Genomic DNA, 14,149 nt, shown 5'->3' with positions numbered 1-14,149 from the left:
GCGGCCCGATCCTCTACTGATGAAAACTGGCGCTCCTCGCCTTCTCGCGCTTCTTTTTGCGCAGGCGCTCTTTACCGCCTTGCCCGCCCTTGCCGGCGACGGCCTTCCGATCGAACGCACTGACCTCGACATCAAGGACCGCCAGCGCGTCCTGACGGTCACACGGCCGACCGATGACTTCTCGAAGGCGGAAAGCTTCGAGGCCATGTCCGGTGGTGCTGCGACCTCGATCGCGCCCGTCAATGCCGACAGCTTCTCGCAGTTTTCGGCCAATCTCACCTTCCAGGAAGAGGGAGGCTTCAAGCTCGGCAACGCGCTGTTCCGCAAGCTCTGGGTCTCCTCGCCCTCCTCGACCCAAGCCTCCGACGGCCTTGGCCCGCTCTACAACGCCCGCGCCTGCCAGAGCTGTCACCTGAAGGACGGACGCGGACGCCCGCCGGAGGGCTCCACCGATGCGACTTCGATGTTCTTCCGTCTGGCGCGCCCTTCGCGCGACGACGACGAGCGACGGTTGATCGAGACGCATCAGGTCGTCAACTTCCCGGACCCAGTCTATGGTGCCCAGCTTCAGGATAGCGCCGTGCCGGGCCTTGCTGCCGAAGGGCATCTGAAGGTCAGTTACACCGAGCAGCCGTTCACCTTCCCCGACGGCGAGACCGTTTCGCTGCGCCGGCCAAGTTATTCGGTGGCCGATCTTGCCTACGGGCCGCTCGATCCGGCAACGACGCTCTCGCCGCGCGTGGCCCAGCCGATGATCGGGCTTGGCCTCATCGAGGCGATCCATGAGGCGGACATCCTCGCGCTTGCCGATCCTGACGACGCCGACGGCGACGGGATCAGCGGCCGCCCGGCGCTCAGACGTGACGCGAAGACCGGCAGGCTGACCATCGGACGTTTCGGCTGGAAGGCACAGAATGCCACCGTGCGGCAGCAGAGTGCCGATGCCTTTGCCACCGATATCGGCATCTCCTCCCCCGACGCCGACCGGCCGCATGGCGACTGCACTGCCGCCCAAGCGAAATGCCTCACCATGGCGACCGGTGTGCAGGAACGGCTTGGTCCGACCGAAGCGCCCGATCCGGTGCTTAACCTCGTGACCTTCTATTCGGAGAACCTTGCCGTTCCGGCGCGTCGCAAGGCGAGCTTTGCCGAAACGCTTCGCGGCAAGAAGGTCCTCTACGACCTTGGCTGCACGAGCTGCCACACGCCGAAATTCGTCACCCGCCGGGATGCAACAAACAAGGCGCAGTCCTTCCAGCTCATCTGGCCCTATTCCGATTTCCTGCTGCACGACATGGGCGAAGGTCTCGCGGACGGCCAGGAAGTGGGCGTCGCCACCGGCCGCGAATGGCGCACCCCGCCGCTCTGGGGCATCGGCTTGACGAAGACCGTCAGCGGGCACACTTTCCTGCTGCACGACGGACGCGCCCGCAATTTCACCGAAGCGATCCTCTGGCATGGCGGCGAAGGGCAGACGGCCCGCGATGCTTTCGCCGCCCTTGCCGCAAGCGATCGCCACGATCTCCTTGCCTTCCTGGAGTCACTCTGATGCCCTCTACGCATACGCTCACCCTCGCATTCTCCCTGGCGCTGACGACCGCATTGCCCGCAATGGCTCAGGAGGGGAGCGCGCTCTCGCCGCGTGTCGTCAACGAGGCCGCCGTGCCCGCCGTCATGGCCAAGGCCGTCGACGACTTCATCATTCCCGGCTACCGCAATCTGTCGGAAAAGACCGCCGCTGCAAGGCAAGCGACCGCGAAGCTCTGCGAGGCGCCGTCGCAGCCGGCACTCAAGAACGCGCAGAGTGCGTTCTCCGACCTGGTCGGCGCCTGGTCGGCGATCGAGGTCGTGAGGCTTGGTCCGGCTCTCGAACAGAACCGCTTCGAACGCTTCCTCTTCTACCCCGATCGCAAGAGCACCGGGCTCAAGCAGGTGCAGGCGATCCTTTCGAAGGCGGACGAAAGCGCAACGGACGAAGCCAAGCTCAAGGGCAAGAGCGTCGCGGCGCAAGGGCTGGGCGCACTCGAATATGTTCTCTATGGCACGGGCGCCGAGGTGCTTTCGGGCAAGGACGGCGACTTCCGCTGCCGCTATGGCCTGGCGATCACTGGGAACCTCGATGACATCGCCAACGAATTCCTGGCCGCATGGCAGAAGCCCGACGGCATCCAGGCCGCCTGGAAAAACCCAGGCCCCGACAATCCCGAATTCCGCGACAATCGCGAGGCGGCCACCGAACTGCTCGGCATTCTCGTCCATGGCGTCGAGACGGTGAAGGACCAGCGGCTGAAGCCGTTCTACGAAGGCAAGGACGACAAGGGGCATCCGAAGCTTGCGATCTACTGGCGTTCCGGCAACACCATGGCCTCGATCGCCGGCAACGTGCGCGGGCTGAAGACGCTGTTCGACGTCGCCGACATGCAAAGCCTGCTGCCGGAAGACAGCCGCTCCGTGGCGGGTTCGGCCGACTTCGTCTTCAAGTCGGTGATCAGCATGGCCGGCAACATCGATGGACCGATCGACACCGCGCTCACTGACGACGACAAGCGCGCCAAGCTCGCCTTCCTGTCGCTCAACACCAATGACCTCCTCAACCGCCTGAACAGGGATTTCGGCGGCGCGATCGGGCTTGGCGCCGGCTTCTCCTTCGCCGACGGCGACTAGAGCATCCCGCTCGCAGGTGTAGGCACCGGAGCGGAAAAGATGCTCTCGCATCAAAGTGCGTTCAATTGAACGCACGCGCTCCAGAGCGGGATGAGGAAAAGTGTGCGCGGTTTTCCACCCGCATCCCGCTCAAACTCAGAGTGTTGACAATCAAGGCTTTTAGGCGCAAAGCGCTTCCCGTGTCCGCTCTCGCGGGCACGTTTCACCACAAGGACCAACTCACAATGAACCCCGACAGTCGAAGTCGAGCCTTCACGCTCACGGCCGTCGGTCCTGATTTGATCAGGGCTCCGTGGCGGTCGGATGACTCGCCCTATGGAGCCCAATATGCTGCGCATCTACAAAAGCCAGAACAGCCACCTCGTGCTCGTCGACATGCTTGACGGCATCGCATCGCCGACGCCCGCCATCTGGTTCGACCTCTTCAATCCGTCCGTTGAGGAAACGCGCCTGGTCGAGGGCCAGCTCGGCATCGAGATCCCGACCCGTGACGAGATGCAGGAAATCGAGCTTTCCGACCGCCTCTACCAGGAGAACGGTGCCGAGTTCATGACGATGACGGCGACCGCCAAGCTTGACAGCGAGTATCCGGTCAAGGTGCCGGTGACCTTCATCCTCAAGGGCGCGACGCTGGTCACCGTACGCCATGCCGACCCCAAGCCGTTTCAGACCTTTTCCAACCGCATCCAGAAGGCGAACGGCCAGATCTGCGAGACCGGCGAACTGGTGATGCTCGGTCTTCTCGAGGCGATCATCGACCGCACGGCAGACGCGCTGGAGCGTGCCGGCAGCGAGGTCGATGCGATTTCTCGCGAGGTGTTCCGCAAGACGAATGCCAGCGCCACCAAGAAGACACGCGACCTGCAGTCACTGATCGAGCAGATCGGCCAGAAGGGCGACCTCCTGACGGTCATCCGCGAAAGCCTCGTCAGCATCGGTCGGCTCGTCGCCTATCATGTGGCGCTCGAAGGCATGGGGCCACGCAAGGCGGGAAAGGAAAGCCGGCAGCGGATCAAGCTGATCCAGCGGGATGCAACTTCGCTTGGCGACCACGCGCTGTTCCTGTCGAACAAGATCAACTTCCTGCTCGACGCGACGCTCGGCCTCATCAATCTCGAGCAGAACCAGATCATCAAGATCTTCTCGGTCGCCGCCGTCGTCTTCCTGCCGCCGACGCTGGTCGCCTCGATCTACGGCATGAACTTCGGCGTGATGCCGGAGCTGCAGTGGGAGTTCGGCTATCCTGCGGCACTGATGCTGATGGTGATGTCGGCGATCGTGCCCTATTTCTACTTCAAGCGCCGGGGCTGGCTCTGACCCGGCAACCTGCTATATCGCAGCCCTGAGCGGCACCCCCGTTCAGGGCCGCAGATTTCCACGACGAGCGAGGATGGCATGACAGCCGCCACGGGTCTGATCGACCGGCGCAGTTTCCTGAAAATGGCAGGCGCAGCCTGGGTGGCAAGCCTGGCGCCCGACCGGGCTTTCGCCCTAGGCAGAGCCGATGCCGTCTTTGCCTCGGCCTTCATGGCGCCGGATGGAAGCTATGGCGTTGCAACGCTGACGGAAGCCGGCGAGATCATCGACCGCACGGCGCTGCCGGCGCGCGCGCACGGCATGGCCTATTCAGCGGTCAGCCGCCGCGCCGTCGCCTTCGCCCGCCGGCCCGGCACCTATGCGATGATCCTTCCGACCGACGGCTCAGCGGAACCAGTGGTCATCGCTGCAGCAGAAGGCCGGCACTTTTACGGTCACGGTTGTTTCTCGGCGGACGGCAAGCTGCTCTATGCCACCGAGAACGACTTTGCCGGCAATCGCGGCATGGTCGGCATCTATGACGGCACCGACAACTTCACCCGCATCGGCGAATTCCCGACCTACGGCATCGGTCCGCACGACATGACACTTGCTGCCGACGGACGCCTGCTTGCGATAGCCAATGGCGGCATCGAGACCCACCCGGACTTCGGCCGCACCAAGCTCAATCTCGACCATATGGAGCCGAGCCTGACGCTGGTGGACACGAAAACCGGTGCGCTCGTGCAGAGGCACGGGTTACCTGCTGACCTCAGCCGTCTTTCGACGCGGCACGTCGATATCGGCCCAAAGGGCGAGATCTGGTTTGCCTGCCAGTACGAAGGCGCGCGCAACGATCTGCCGCCGCTCGTCGGATCCTTCTCCAAGGGCGAAGACCTGAAATTCCTGTCGTTACCCGAGCGCACGACGGAAGCGCTGGCGAACTATGTCGGCGCGATCGCGGTCAACCGGCACGAAGGGCTTGTTGGCCTGACCTCGCCGAAGGGCGGCGTGGCCGTGACGCTCGATGCCCGAACCGGCACGGTGCTGAAGGAAGAGCGCGTCGTCGATGCAGCAGGGGTCGCCACCGCGGAGCACGGCTTTGCCGTTTCGTCCTATGACGGCCACTTCAAGGCGCGCGAAAGCCGCGTCGCCTGGGATCAGCACATCGTTCGTTTGGCATAGGCCGGAGACATGCCTCAGGCCGAAAAGCGGCCCGCGCCGGAGAGCTTTGCCAAATCGTCCCAGCGATAGGCGGTCTGGTCGTGGTTTTCGCCGCCGAGGCTTACCTGGCCCTGGCCGACGGCAACCGCACCCAGGTGCTCATAGAACGCCCTGTTCGGATTGCTGGAAAGCACCCAGGCAAACAGAGACTTGCCGCCCAGTTCCCGGCAATGGGCGGCAACGCTGCGCACTAGTGCCGAGCCGATGCCGGCGCCTTGGAATTCCTTGAGGATATAGAGCGCATAGAGCTCGCGATCGAAACGCGGCGGCATCGATCGGGCTTTTCCATAATTGGCAAAACCGATCACCTTGTTCGTGCTCATGTCGACCGCGACCAGATGAAAGACATCGGCGACGCGCATGCGCCTTGCGTGGCGCAGCGCCTGCTCTTCGACGCTCATCCCATCGAGGAAGGCGTCGGAAATCAGTCCGCGGAACGTCGATCGCCAGCTTTCGACGATGACGGAGGCGATCATCATGATGTCATCCGGACCGGCCGGCCGGATGTCGATGCGTCTGAAGCTCTTCATGGCACATGATATAGGTGGCAGATCACGGCTTCAAAACGGCAGCCCCCATGGAAAGCCAGAAAGTCTGTTTTATCTGTCGAGGCCATGAACAGAACGATCGTGTACGCAGTCCTATTCGCCACTGGTCTCGGTCTCGCGCCGCCATGCGATTGTGGCTGGCGCAGATGTTCCTCAACGTCCTCTGGTCGCCGCTGTTCTTCGGGATTGAGGACATCTCCTCGGCCCTGATCATCGCGCTATTGATTGCAGTCGCCGGTTTCGTCGTCGCAAGCCGGCGGCGGGATCGCGTTTCGGCCCTGCTGTTCCTGGTCCTATCTCGCCTGGGTTGCGTTTGCGACGACGCTCAACAGCTCGATTTTGCTCATGAATTGAACTTGTCGGACCTTCACGAGCGTGCCACTGTCCCGCAGGCATAATGATGCCACCCGACAAAAAAAGGCCATGTGGACTGATGGACGACCGTGATCCCCCCGATTTCCGAAAGCGCATCCGTGAGAGTTTCGCGCGGCAGGCGGCAATGCGCACGGTCGGCGCCGAACTGACGCTCGTTGAACAGGGCACGGTCGAGATCGAACTGCCGTTCGATGACAAGCTGACGCAGCAGCATGGCTTCCTGCATGCGGGCGTGATCTCGGCGGCGCTGGATTCGGCCGGCACCTATGCCGCCTATTCGGTGATCGACCCGGATGCCTCGATCCTGACGATCGAGTTCAAGGTCAACCTGCTTTCGCCGGGGCGCGGCGAGCGTTTCCTGTTTCGCGGTGAAGTGACCAAACCCGGCTCGACGATCATCGTCTCCGACGGGCGCGGCTACGCGATCCGCGCCGATGGGCCGGCGAAGCTGATCGCCTCGATGACCGGGACGATGATGGTGGTACGCGGACGCCAGGGGATCGAAGGATGAGTTTTGCCGTCAAAACCGTTGCCGGACGCAGGGTTCTCTACGTCATGGCCGTGGATGCCGAATACGGGACGCACCTCAAGCAGCGGATCAAACCGCTGATGACCGGCGTCGGCCCGGTCGAGGCCGCCGTGGTGCTGACGCGAACGCTCGCGGAGCTCGCCGCGGAGCGAGCCCTGCCCGATCTGGTCGTTTCGCTCGGGTCCGCCGGTGGCGCCAGGCTGGAACAGACGGAGGTCTACCAGGCCGTTTCCGTCGGCTATCGCGACATGGATGCCTCGCCGCTCGGCTTCGAGAAGGGCGCAACGCCGTTTCTCGACCTGCCGGCCGTGGTGCCGCTGCCGCTCAGGATTCCCGGCGTGCCGGAGGCCCGGCTTTCGACCGGCGCCAACATCGTCTCGGGCGCGGCGTACGAGACGATCGACGCCGACATGGTGGAGATGGAGACCTTTGCGGTCCTGCGCGCCTGCCAGTCCTTCGGGGTTCCGCTAATTGCGCTTCGCGGCATTTCCGACGGCAAGGCCGAGCTCAAGCACGTCAGCGACTGGACGGAATATTTGCACGTCATCGACGAGAAGCTTGCAGCCGTGATCGACCGGTTGGAGAATGCGATCTCAAGCGGCGCGATCCGGCTCTAAATGTGATCGTAAGTCAGAGCGGGATGCGGTCGGAAAACCGCACACACTTTTCCTCATCCCGCTCTGAAACCCCGGAATTGTCGGGGTGCAATTGAATCGTTGCGCTGATGACGGCCTTTCATTAAAGGCTCGCCATGATCAAGCTTGTTTGAAGGCCCCCAATGACCCAGACAGCCCATCCCGATACCGTCCTCATCGTCGATTTCGGCAGCCAGGTGACGCAGCTCATCGCCCGGCGCGTGCGCGAAACCGGTGTCTATTGCGAAATCGTGCCGTTCCAGTCGGCGGAGGAAGGCTTCCGCCAGCTGAAGCCGAAGGCCGTCATTCTCTCCGGCAGCCCCGCCTCGACGCTCGACATCGGCTCGCCGCGCGCGGCCTCGGTTATCTTCGATTCCGGCCTGCCGGTCTTCGGCATCTGCTATGGCCAGCAGACCATGTGCGCCCAGCTTGGCGGCAAGGTCGAGAGCGGACATCACCGCGAATTCGGCCGCGCCTTCCTGGAAGTCGAAAAGGACTGCCCGCTGTTTGAAGGCCTCTGGTCCGTCGGCTCGCGCCACCAGGTCTGGATGTCGCATGGCGACCGCGTCACCGCGATCCCCGAGGGCTTCGAGGTCGTCGCGACCTCGGCCAACGCGCCCTTCGCCTTCATCGCCGACGAGAAGCGCAAATATTACGCCGTGCAGTTCCACCCCGAAGTGGTGCACACCCCCGACGGGGCCAAGCTGATTGCCAACTTCGTGCACAAGATCGCCGGCATCAAGGGCGACTGGTCGATGTCGGCCTACCGCGCCAAGGCGGTCGAGGCGATCCGCAACCAGGTCGGTGACAAGAAGGTGATCTGCGCGCTTTCGGGCGGCGTCGACAGCTCGGTCGCGGCACTCCTCATCCATGAGGCTGTCGGCGACCAACTCACCTGCATCCTCGTCGACCACGGCCTGATGCGCAAGGACGAGGCGAAGAACGTCGTTGCGATGTTCGAGGAGCATTACAACCTGCACCTCCTGCACGTCGACGCGTCCGACCGCTTCATCGGCGAACTCGAAGGCGTCAGCGACCCCGAGACCAAGCGCAAGATCATCGGCCGCCTGTTCATCGAAGTGTTCGAGGAAGAGGCGAAGAAGCTCGGCGGCGCGGACTTCCTTGCCCAGGGCACGCTCTATCCCGATGTGATCGAAAGCGTCTCGTTTACCGGCGGCCCGTCGGTGACGATCAAGTCGCACCACAATGTCGGCGGCCTGCCGGAGCGCATGAATATGCAGCTCGTCGAGCCGCTGCGCGAACTGTTCAAGGACGAAGTCCGCGTGCTCGGCCGCGAGCTCGGCCTGCCCGACAGCTTCATCGGCCGCCACCCCTTCCCGGGCCCGGGCCTTGCCATCCGCTGCCCGGGCGGCATCAGCCGCGAGAAGCTCGAGATCCTGCGCGAGGCTGATGCGATCTATCTCGACGAGATCCGCAAGGCCGGCCTCTACGACGCCATCTGGCAAGCGTTTGCCGTGCTTCTGCCGGTGCAGACCGTCGGTGTCATGGGCGACGGCCGCACCTATGAGTTCGTCTGTGCGCTGCGTGCCGTCACCTCGGTCGACGGCATGACGGCCGACTTCTACCACTACGACATGGAATTCCTCGGCCGCGCGGCAACGCGCATCATCAACGAGGTCCGCGGCATCAACCGTGTCGTCTACGACGTCACCTCGAAGCCGCCGGGCACGATCGAGTGGGAATAAGCAGTCATCTCGATGCCGTCAGACAAGCTCTATAGCGATCCAAGCCTTGTAGAGTTCTACGACATCGAGAACGGCTGGACCGCTGATTCCGAATATCTGAAGACCATGGCCGCTAGCCGCACCTCGATCCTCGATCTGGGGTGCGGCACCGGCCTATTGGCTGCTGCTCTTGCTGTGAGTGGCAAACGGGTCGTCGGCGTCGATCCGGCGGCCGCGATGCTCGATGTCGCGAGGTCACGACCCGGCGGCGACCGGGTGCGTTGGGTCGAGGGCGACGGGCGGACCATCCGCCTCGACGAGACCTTCGATATGGTGCTGCTCAGCGGCCATGCCTTCCAGGTCTTCCTGACCAGGGAGGATCAGCTCGCCGCACTCAAGACCATCGCAGCGCATCTGGCTCCCGACGGGCGCTTCATTTTCGACAGCCGCAATCCGCTGGTCGAAGAATGGCGGGAGTGGACCGCGGCCGAATCCGAACGGGACATCGTTCATCCGGTCCTAGGCCAGGTTCTCGCCTGGAACGACGTGCAGCATGATCCGGTGACGGGTATCGTGGAATACGGAACTTTCTATCGGATCGCAGCCGACGGACGCACTTACGCGGCCCAGTCGAAAATCGCCTTCCCTTCCCATGAAGACCTCGTCGCGATGATGGACGAGGCCGGGCTCGTCGTCGAACAGTGGCTCGGCGGCTGGGACGGCAGTTCGTTCGAAACTTCCGCGCCCGAGATCATTCCGATCGGCCGGCTGAGATAGCCGCTTGCCCGGTGCCCGGAAAGCGATCGCGATGCGTCTGATCTATGGAAGCGCATCAAAAAAGAGATAGACGGCGGCGATCTTGCCATCCCGGGCGATGATGAAATCGGTCCCGGCATAGGCCGCTGTTTTGCCGGGACTGCCTGACACCCACCGGACCCGGCCGCCATTGCCTATTTCCTCAGCTGGGGCGATCGGCTGGTATTGAAAGTCGGGATGTGTGGCCTTGATCACGCCCGCGATCCGATCAATCTCGTCGCGGCCGCGGAAGATACCGCCATTGGGGTCATAGAACACGGCGTCTTCATGGAAGATCTCGTCGATCGCGGCACGCCGGCGCTCAGCGTCAATCTCACCGAACACGTCGTGGAGGTTGCGAAGCAACAAGGTCGAAACGGGGAAAGACATCACATTTCTCCGGTTGGGGTCGGGCCGATTGCCGGAAGCGTGAGGACAGGGCACAGGGTCAGGTCTGGATCGCTCAGCCCGGTGGCAACATCCGCCGATCCGGCATTGGCTGACTAATGGGCGGCAACCGCCGCGCCTGTGCCCGGCTCGCCGGCCTGGTGCCGATTGTCGATGCTGAAAGCACCGGCGCCGAATGCAGCGATCTGAAGAAGCCCACCCGCCATCATGACGTTCGTGAGGAAATGGATCATCTGGTTCTGATCGGCGAAATTGCTATGAAACGAGAAGGCCGTTGCGAGGGAGAACAGCGCGAGAGCAGCCGCTACGGAGCGGGTGCGATAGCCGGCAATGAGAAGCAGACCTCCACCAAGCTCGACAAGCACTGCCACGGTGAAGGCCAGCGGTGGAAAGGGCAGCCCGACGGCACCGATCATGCCGGTCGTGGCGCTGTAGGCGCCGAGTTTGCTGAAACCACTCATGGCGAAGGGAAGGCCGATCAGCAGCCGGCCGACAAAGGGAAGATAACGGGTCGCAGACATTGAACGTCTCCTTGACGTGGACTCCGCAATTCGTTGCGGACCAGGCCATGATGTTGCAACTCCGCTCTTTTCGAAATAGAAATGATTGAAAGTCATCATTGCAGAATTGTCGATGTCCAAGCTGCCCGATTTCGAAGCGCTGGCGATGTTTGCCAAGGTGGCGGAGGAGCGTTCCTTCGCTGCGGCGGCACGGACGATGGGGGTTTCGGTCGCAACCGTATCGCGCGCCGTCACCCGTCTCGAAGAGCGACTTGGCGGTCGTCTGCTCAACAGAACCTCGCGCCGACTTGCCCTGACCGACTACGGCCACATGCTGGCCGAACGAGCGTCCAGGATCTTCGCGGATGCCGAAGAGGCGGAGGACCTGGCGCGCGAGGCCGCCAGCCGTCCGCGAGGGCTGGTGAAGCTAGCGGCGCCGCTGTCCTTCGGCACGCGCTGGGTCGCTCCCCTTCTGCCGGAATTCTTTCGGCGCTACCCCGAGATTGCAGTCGACCTTCACTTGACCGATGCGCAGACGGACCTCATCGGCGATGGCTTCGACGCTGCGCTGCGCATCGCCGTGCTGGAGGATTCATCGCTCGTCGCGCGGCTGATCGCACCTGTCCAACGGTTCGTCGTCGCTTCGCCGGCTTACCTTGAAACAAATGGCCGCCCGCAGCACCCGCACGACCTTATCGCCCACCAGTGTCTGAGCTACGCCAACCGGGCGAAACGGGACGTCTGGCGCTTCACCCATCACGAGACCGGCGAGGAAGTGGCGGTTGCGCCCAGGGGGTTGCTGCGAGGGACGAGCGCGGAGGCCTTGCTGCCGACAGTACTCGAAGGGCTGGCGATGACCGAGCTCCCCGAGTTCATCGCCACCCAGTATTTTCCGGACGAACGGTTGGAACCTGTTCTCACCGACTGGCGTCTACCGGAAGGCGGACTGTACTTCGTGACGCCGACGGCCCGCGCGCGTCCCGCGAAGGTCTCTGCCCTCGCCGATTTCCTGATCGCCGGGCTGACGGACGCGCGTTGGAGCGCGAACGCGGTGATGGGCTGGAAGCGCCCGCCACCATCGAGAAGGCAGACATAGCCCGGCGCCGAACCGCGTCGCAATGCTGGCCCGCCTCTACGCCTTGGCTGCGTCCCGCATTCCGTTGCGCAACTTCTGGACCCTTTCGTTCAGATCGATCATCTCCGGTACGGTGAAACCCGAATGCTCCAGCAGGGAGGCCGTCAAGCATCCGGTCTTCACGTGGAGATCCCGGCCCTTGGCGGTGAGGTGAACCTCGACCAGGCGTTCGTCGACCATGCTGCGATGCCGGCCGACGAAACCGGCGGCCTCCAACCGCTTGACCGCCGGCGTAATGGTGCTGGATTCAAGGCTCAGCCGATCAGCGATCGCCGAGATCGTCAGGCCATCCTTTTCCCAAAGCGTACTCAGGACGAGATACTGCGTGTAGGTCACACCCAGCGCATCGAGCATCGGCTTGTAGACGCGGTTGATGGCGATCGAGGCGGAATAGATCGAAAAACAGAGCTGGCTGTCCAGCGGCAGGGTGGGTGCATCAGACATCGTAGTCTCCTTGGCGCAGTTCGAACCTTGTGTTGCGAAAATCAATATCGCGATAAAAAGTATCTTTACAACGAAATCGAGTCGGCGTATACGATGATTATCGCGATAACGATTTTCGCGGAAACAAACTCAACCAAGGAGACCCGAAAATGATCAAGTCCATCATCACCGCCGCCGCTTTCGCCCTCTCCGCAAGCGCGCTGACGCCGGCTGAGGCCGCCCCCGCCACCAAGAATGTCGTGCTCGTTCACGGCGGCTTCGTCGATGGCTCCGGCTGGCAGGGCGTCTACAACATCCTCAAGAAGGACGGCTACAACGTCACCATCGTCCAGAACCCGACCCTGTCGCTTGCCGATGACGTCGCCGTCACCAAGCGCGCGATCGCCGCACAGGACGGCCCGGTCGTACTCGTCGGCCACTCCTATGGCGGCGTGGTCGTTTCCGAAGCCGGCACCGACGAAAAGGTGAAGGCCGTCGTCTATATCGCCGCCTTCGCGCCGGATAAGGGCGAGTCCGTTTCCACGCTGATCGCCAACCCGCCGGCCGGCGCCTCCGTTCCGCCGATCCTGCCGCCGGTCGATGGTTTCCTGGCACTCGACAAGGCGAAATTCGCCGCCGCTTTCGCGGCCGACGTCGATCCCGAGATTGCAGCCTTCATGGCCGACTCCCAGGTGCCGTGGGGCGTGGAAGCGGCAGCCGGTGCCGTCACCGCGCCGGCCTGGAAGGAAAAGCCGAGCTTCTATCTGGTCGCCACCGACGACCACATGATCCCGCCGGCCGCCCAGCGCCAGATGGCAAAACGCGCCGGCTCCACCGTCGTCGAAACATCCGGCAGCCACGCCGTCTACGTCTCGAAGCCCGATGCCGTCGCAGCGCTTATCGAACAGGCCGCTCAAGCCAGCGAATAAGCAACCTCAACCGACAACAATACAAAGGGGCGCACCTTGGGTGGCGCCCCTTTTTCTCGTCTCGAACCCAAACTCGGACGACAGCCTTATCGTTTCAGGAGCGCCGGGCGAAACAAATAGTGTTGACTAATCAATCAGCCTACACTAATGATTTAGCCATGATGATTGAAACCGCCCCCATCACCGCCGTCATGCGCGCCCTTGCCGACCCGACAAGGCGCGCCGTCTTCGAGCGCATCGCCAATGCCGAGGAAATCACCGTGGTCGAGCTCACCCGCGGCAGCGGCGTGACGCAGGGCGCGATTTCCCAGCACCTCAAATCGCTGAAGCAGGCGGGTCTCGTCGCCGAGCGTCCGGAGGGCCGCAACGTCTATTACCGCGCCGAGCCCGAAGGCCTGGCGCCGCTCGTCGACTGGATGAGCCACTACGGCACCTTCTGGCGCGAGCGCTTTGCCGACCTACGCACACTTCTCAAGGAGATTGATCCATGACCGACGCAGCAGTTCTGAAGTCCGAGACGCAAGACATCGTCGTCGACGAGGTGTTTCCGCATACGCCCGAGACGATCTGGAAGACGCTGACCAACGGCGACCTGATGGGCCGATGGATCATGCCGCCGACGGGCTTTCAACCCGTGGAGGGCACGCATTTCACCTTCCAGACGACGCCGGCCGGCGCCTGGGACGGGACGATCCGTTGCCAGGTGCTGGAGGTGCGTCCGCATGAGCGCTTCGTCTACTCCTGGCAGGGCGGGCACGAGGGCAATACCGGCTACGGCTCCCGCCTCGATACGGTCGTCACCTGGACGCTGGCAAAGGTCGACAACGGCACCCGTCTTCGCCTTGTGCATTCCGGCTTCGTCACGCCGAAGAACGACAGCGCCTACAAGAACATGAGCGAGGGCTGGACGAAGGTCCTGTGGCGCCTCGGCTCTGTCACCGACGAACAGCACTAAATGCTAAAGCCGGATCGTCACGGCGATCCGGCACCTCACCAACCCGAA

17 protein-coding genes are annotated in these 14,149 nt (G+C 63.1%); 13 read left to right on the top strand and 4 right to left on the bottom strand.

Going from position 1 to position 14,149, the window contains the following annotated elements; translation table 11 throughout:
• The first annotated feature begins 16 nt into the window (after positions 1–16).
• The 4 genes from ACTJKM_RS15200 to ACTJKM_RS15185 all read left to right on the top strand — a co-directional run bounded on the left by ACTJKM_RS15200 (position 17) and on the right by ACTJKM_RS15185 (position 5,145).
• A complete protein-coding gene (locus ACTJKM_RS15200) occupies positions 17–1,549 on the top strand; it encodes a di-heme oxidoreductase family protein (RefSeq protein ID WP_440637215.1) in 1,533 nt (510 codons plus the stop codon).
• Entirely contained in the window at positions 1,549–2,664 is a 1,116-nt protein-coding gene (locus tag ACTJKM_RS15195; protein WP_058326247.1) for an imelysin family protein, read from the top strand. The genes ACTJKM_RS15200 and ACTJKM_RS15195 overlap by 1 nt, the downstream gene beginning before the upstream one ends.
• A gap of 327 nt (positions 2,665–2,991) precedes the next feature.
• Entirely contained in the window at positions 2,992–3,981 is a 990-nt protein-coding gene (locus ACTJKM_RS15190) for a magnesium transporter CorA family protein (protein WP_110878108.1), read from the top strand.
• 78 nt (positions 3,982–4,059) lie between these two features.
• The gene (locus ACTJKM_RS15185; RefSeq protein ID WP_058326246.1) at positions 4,060–5,145 is read left to right on the top strand and encodes a DUF1513 domain-containing protein; all 1,086 of its coding nucleotides are present in this window, start codon (positions 4,060–4,062) and stop codon (positions 5,143–5,145) included.
• 14 nt (positions 5,146–5,159) lie between these two features.
• On the opposite strand, the gene ACTJKM_RS15180 is transcribed toward ACTJKM_RS15185, so the two are convergent.
• Entirely contained in the window at positions 5,160–5,714 is a 555-nt protein-coding gene (locus ACTJKM_RS15180) for a GNAT family N-acetyltransferase (protein WP_058326245.1), read from the bottom strand.
• A gap of 47 nt (positions 5,715–5,761) precedes the next feature.
• On the opposite strand from ACTJKM_RS15180, the gene ACTJKM_RS15175 reads away from it, so the two are divergent.
• The 5 genes from ACTJKM_RS15175 (at position 5,762) to ACTJKM_RS15155 (ending at position 9,733) form a co-directional block, all read left to right on the top strand.
• Positions 5,762–6,130, top strand: coding sequence for a TspO/MBR family protein (locus ACTJKM_RS15175; RefSeq protein ID WP_245296031.1), 369 nt, complete (start codon positions 5,762–5,764; stop codon positions 6,128–6,130).
• 35 nt (positions 6,131–6,165) lie between these two features.
• On the top strand, positions 6,166–6,618 hold the full coding sequence (locus tag ACTJKM_RS15170) for a PaaI family thioesterase (RefSeq protein ID WP_057247911.1): 453 nt from the start codon (positions 6,166–6,168) through the stop codon (positions 6,616–6,618).
• The gene (locus ACTJKM_RS15165) at positions 6,615–7,253 is read left to right on the top strand and encodes a 5'-methylthioadenosine/S-adenosylhomocysteine nucleosidase (protein WP_058326243.1); all 639 of its coding nucleotides are present in this window, start codon (positions 6,615–6,617) and stop codon (positions 7,251–7,253) included. The genes ACTJKM_RS15170 and ACTJKM_RS15165 overlap by 4 nt, the downstream gene beginning before the upstream one ends.
• Positions 7,254–7,414: 161 nt before the next feature.
• Positions 7,415–8,977, top strand: coding sequence for a glutamine-hydrolyzing GMP synthase (gene guaA / locus ACTJKM_RS15160; protein WP_058324584.1), 1,563 nt, complete (start codon positions 7,415–7,417; stop codon positions 8,975–8,977).
• Between the two features lie 12 nt (positions 8,978–8,989).
• Positions 8,990–9,733, top strand: a complete 744-nt coding sequence (locus ACTJKM_RS15155) for a class I SAM-dependent methyltransferase (protein WP_058326242.1) — start codon at positions 8,990–8,992, stop codon at positions 9,731–9,733.
• A 42-nt stretch (positions 9,734–9,775) separates the two neighbouring features.
• Here ACTJKM_RS15155 and ACTJKM_RS15150 read toward each other — a convergent pair whose 3' ends face one another.
• A complete protein-coding gene (locus ACTJKM_RS15150) occupies positions 9,776–10,120 on the bottom strand; it encodes a nuclear transport factor 2 family protein (RefSeq protein ID WP_348627334.1) in 345 nt (114 codons plus the stop codon).
• A gap of 134 nt (positions 10,121–10,254) precedes the next feature.
• Entirely contained in the window at positions 10,255–10,680 is a 426-nt protein-coding gene (locus tag ACTJKM_RS15145) for a DoxX family protein (protein WP_440660554.1), read from the bottom strand.
• A gap of 112 nt (positions 10,681–10,792) precedes the next feature.
• On the opposite strand from ACTJKM_RS15145, the gene ACTJKM_RS15140 reads away from it, so the two are divergent.
• Entirely contained in the window at positions 10,793–11,755 is a 963-nt protein-coding gene (locus ACTJKM_RS15140; RefSeq protein ID WP_058326240.1) for a LysR family transcriptional regulator, read from the top strand.
• A gap of 36 nt (positions 11,756–11,791) precedes the next feature.
• Here the strand turns inward: ACTJKM_RS15140 and ACTJKM_RS15135 are convergent, their stop codons facing one another.
• Positions 11,792–12,238: a MarR family winged helix-turn-helix transcriptional regulator gene (locus ACTJKM_RS15135; RefSeq protein WP_057247904.1), complete on the bottom strand. Its 447-nt coding sequence runs from the start codon at positions 12,236–12,238 to the stop codon at positions 11,792–11,794.
• A 149-nt stretch (positions 12,239–12,387) separates the two neighbouring features.
• On the opposite strand from ACTJKM_RS15135, the gene ACTJKM_RS15130 reads away from it, so the two are divergent.
• The 3 genes from ACTJKM_RS15130 to ACTJKM_RS15120 all read left to right on the top strand — a co-directional run bounded on the left by ACTJKM_RS15130 (position 12,388) and on the right by ACTJKM_RS15120 (position 14,101).
• Positions 12,388–13,146, top strand: coding sequence for an alpha/beta hydrolase (locus ACTJKM_RS15130; protein WP_110877845.1), 759 nt, complete (start codon positions 12,388–12,390; stop codon positions 13,144–13,146).
• 161 nt (positions 13,147–13,307) lie between these two features.
• Positions 13,308–13,637, top strand: a complete 330-nt coding sequence (locus tag ACTJKM_RS15125; protein ID WP_057248239.1) for an ArsR/SmtB family transcription factor — start codon at positions 13,308–13,310, stop codon at positions 13,635–13,637.
• Positions 13,634–14,101, top strand: a complete 468-nt coding sequence (locus ACTJKM_RS15120) for an SRPBCC family protein (protein WP_058326239.1) — start codon at positions 13,634–13,636, stop codon at positions 14,099–14,101. Before ACTJKM_RS15125 ends, ACTJKM_RS15120 begins: the two co-directional genes overlap by 4 nt.
• The last annotated feature ends 48 nt before the right edge of the window (positions 14,102–14,149 follow it).

It is taken from the genome of Ensifer sp. 22460 (assembly GCF_052044935.1).
In the GTDB taxonomy this organism is placed as follows: domain Bacteria; phylum Pseudomonadota; class Alphaproteobacteria; order Rhizobiales; family Rhizobiaceae; genus Ensifer.
Note: the sequence above shows the minus strand (reverse complement) of the source record. Positions and strands in the feature narration are given on the sequence as shown.

What these genes read in the sequence shown, in the direction of transcription:
- guaA (WP_058324584.1), top strand. Translation starts at nt 7,415, where the DNA reads ATGACCCAGACAGCCCATCCCGATACCGTCCTCATCGTCGATTTCGGC.
- ACTJKM_RS15165 (WP_058326243.1), top strand. Translation starts at nt 6,615, where the DNA reads ATGAGTTTTGCCGTCAAAACCGTTGCCGGACGCAGGGTTCTCTACGTC.
- ACTJKM_RS15170 (WP_057247911.1), top strand. Translation starts at nt 6,166, where the DNA reads ATGGACGACCGTGATCCCCCCGATTTCCGAAAGCGCATCCGTGAGAGT.
- ACTJKM_RS15155 (WP_058326242.1), top strand. Translation starts at nt 8,990, where the DNA reads ATGCCGTCAGACAAGCTCTATAGCGATCCAAGCCTTGTAGAGTTCTAC.
- ACTJKM_RS15120 (WP_058326239.1), top strand. Translation starts at nt 13,634, where the DNA reads ATGACCGACGCAGCAGTTCTGAAGTCCGAGACGCAAGACATCGTCGTC.
- ACTJKM_RS15140 (WP_058326240.1), top strand. Translation starts at nt 10,793, where the DNA reads ATGTCCAAGCTGCCCGATTTCGAAGCGCTGGCGATGTTTGCCAAGGTG.
- ACTJKM_RS15190 (WP_110878108.1), top strand. Translation starts at nt 2,992, where the DNA reads ATGCTGCGCATCTACAAAAGCCAGAACAGCCACCTCGTGCTCGTCGAC.
- ACTJKM_RS15125 (WP_057248239.1), top strand. Translation starts at nt 13,308, where the DNA reads ATGATTGAAACCGCCCCCATCACCGCCGTCATGCGCGCCCTTGCCGAC.
- ACTJKM_RS15135 (WP_057247904.1), bottom strand. Translation starts at nt 12,238, where the DNA reads ATGTCTGATGCACCCACCCTGCCGCTGGACAGCCAGCTCTGTTTTTCG.
- ACTJKM_RS15180 (WP_058326245.1), bottom strand. Translation starts at nt 5,714, where the DNA reads ATGAAGAGCTTCAGACGCATCGACATCCGGCCGGCCGGTCCGGATGAC.
- ACTJKM_RS15130 (WP_110877845.1), top strand. Translation starts at nt 12,388, where the DNA reads ATGATCAAGTCCATCATCACCGCCGCCGCTTTCGCCCTCTCCGCAAGC.
- ACTJKM_RS15195 (WP_058326247.1), top strand. Translation starts at nt 1,549, where the DNA reads ATGCCCTCTACGCATACGCTCACCCTCGCATTCTCCCTGGCGCTGACG.
- ACTJKM_RS15185 (WP_058326246.1), top strand. Translation starts at nt 4,060, where the DNA reads ATGACAGCCGCCACGGGTCTGATCGACCGGCGCAGTTTCCTGAAAATG.
- ACTJKM_RS15175 (WP_245296031.1), top strand. Translation starts at nt 5,762, where the DNA reads ATGGAAAGCCAGAAAGTCTGTTTTATCTGTCGAGGCCATGAACAGAAC.
- ACTJKM_RS15145 (WP_440660554.1), bottom strand. Translation starts at nt 10,680, where the DNA reads ATGTCTGCGACCCGTTATCTTCCCTTTGTCGGCCGGCTGCTGATCGGC.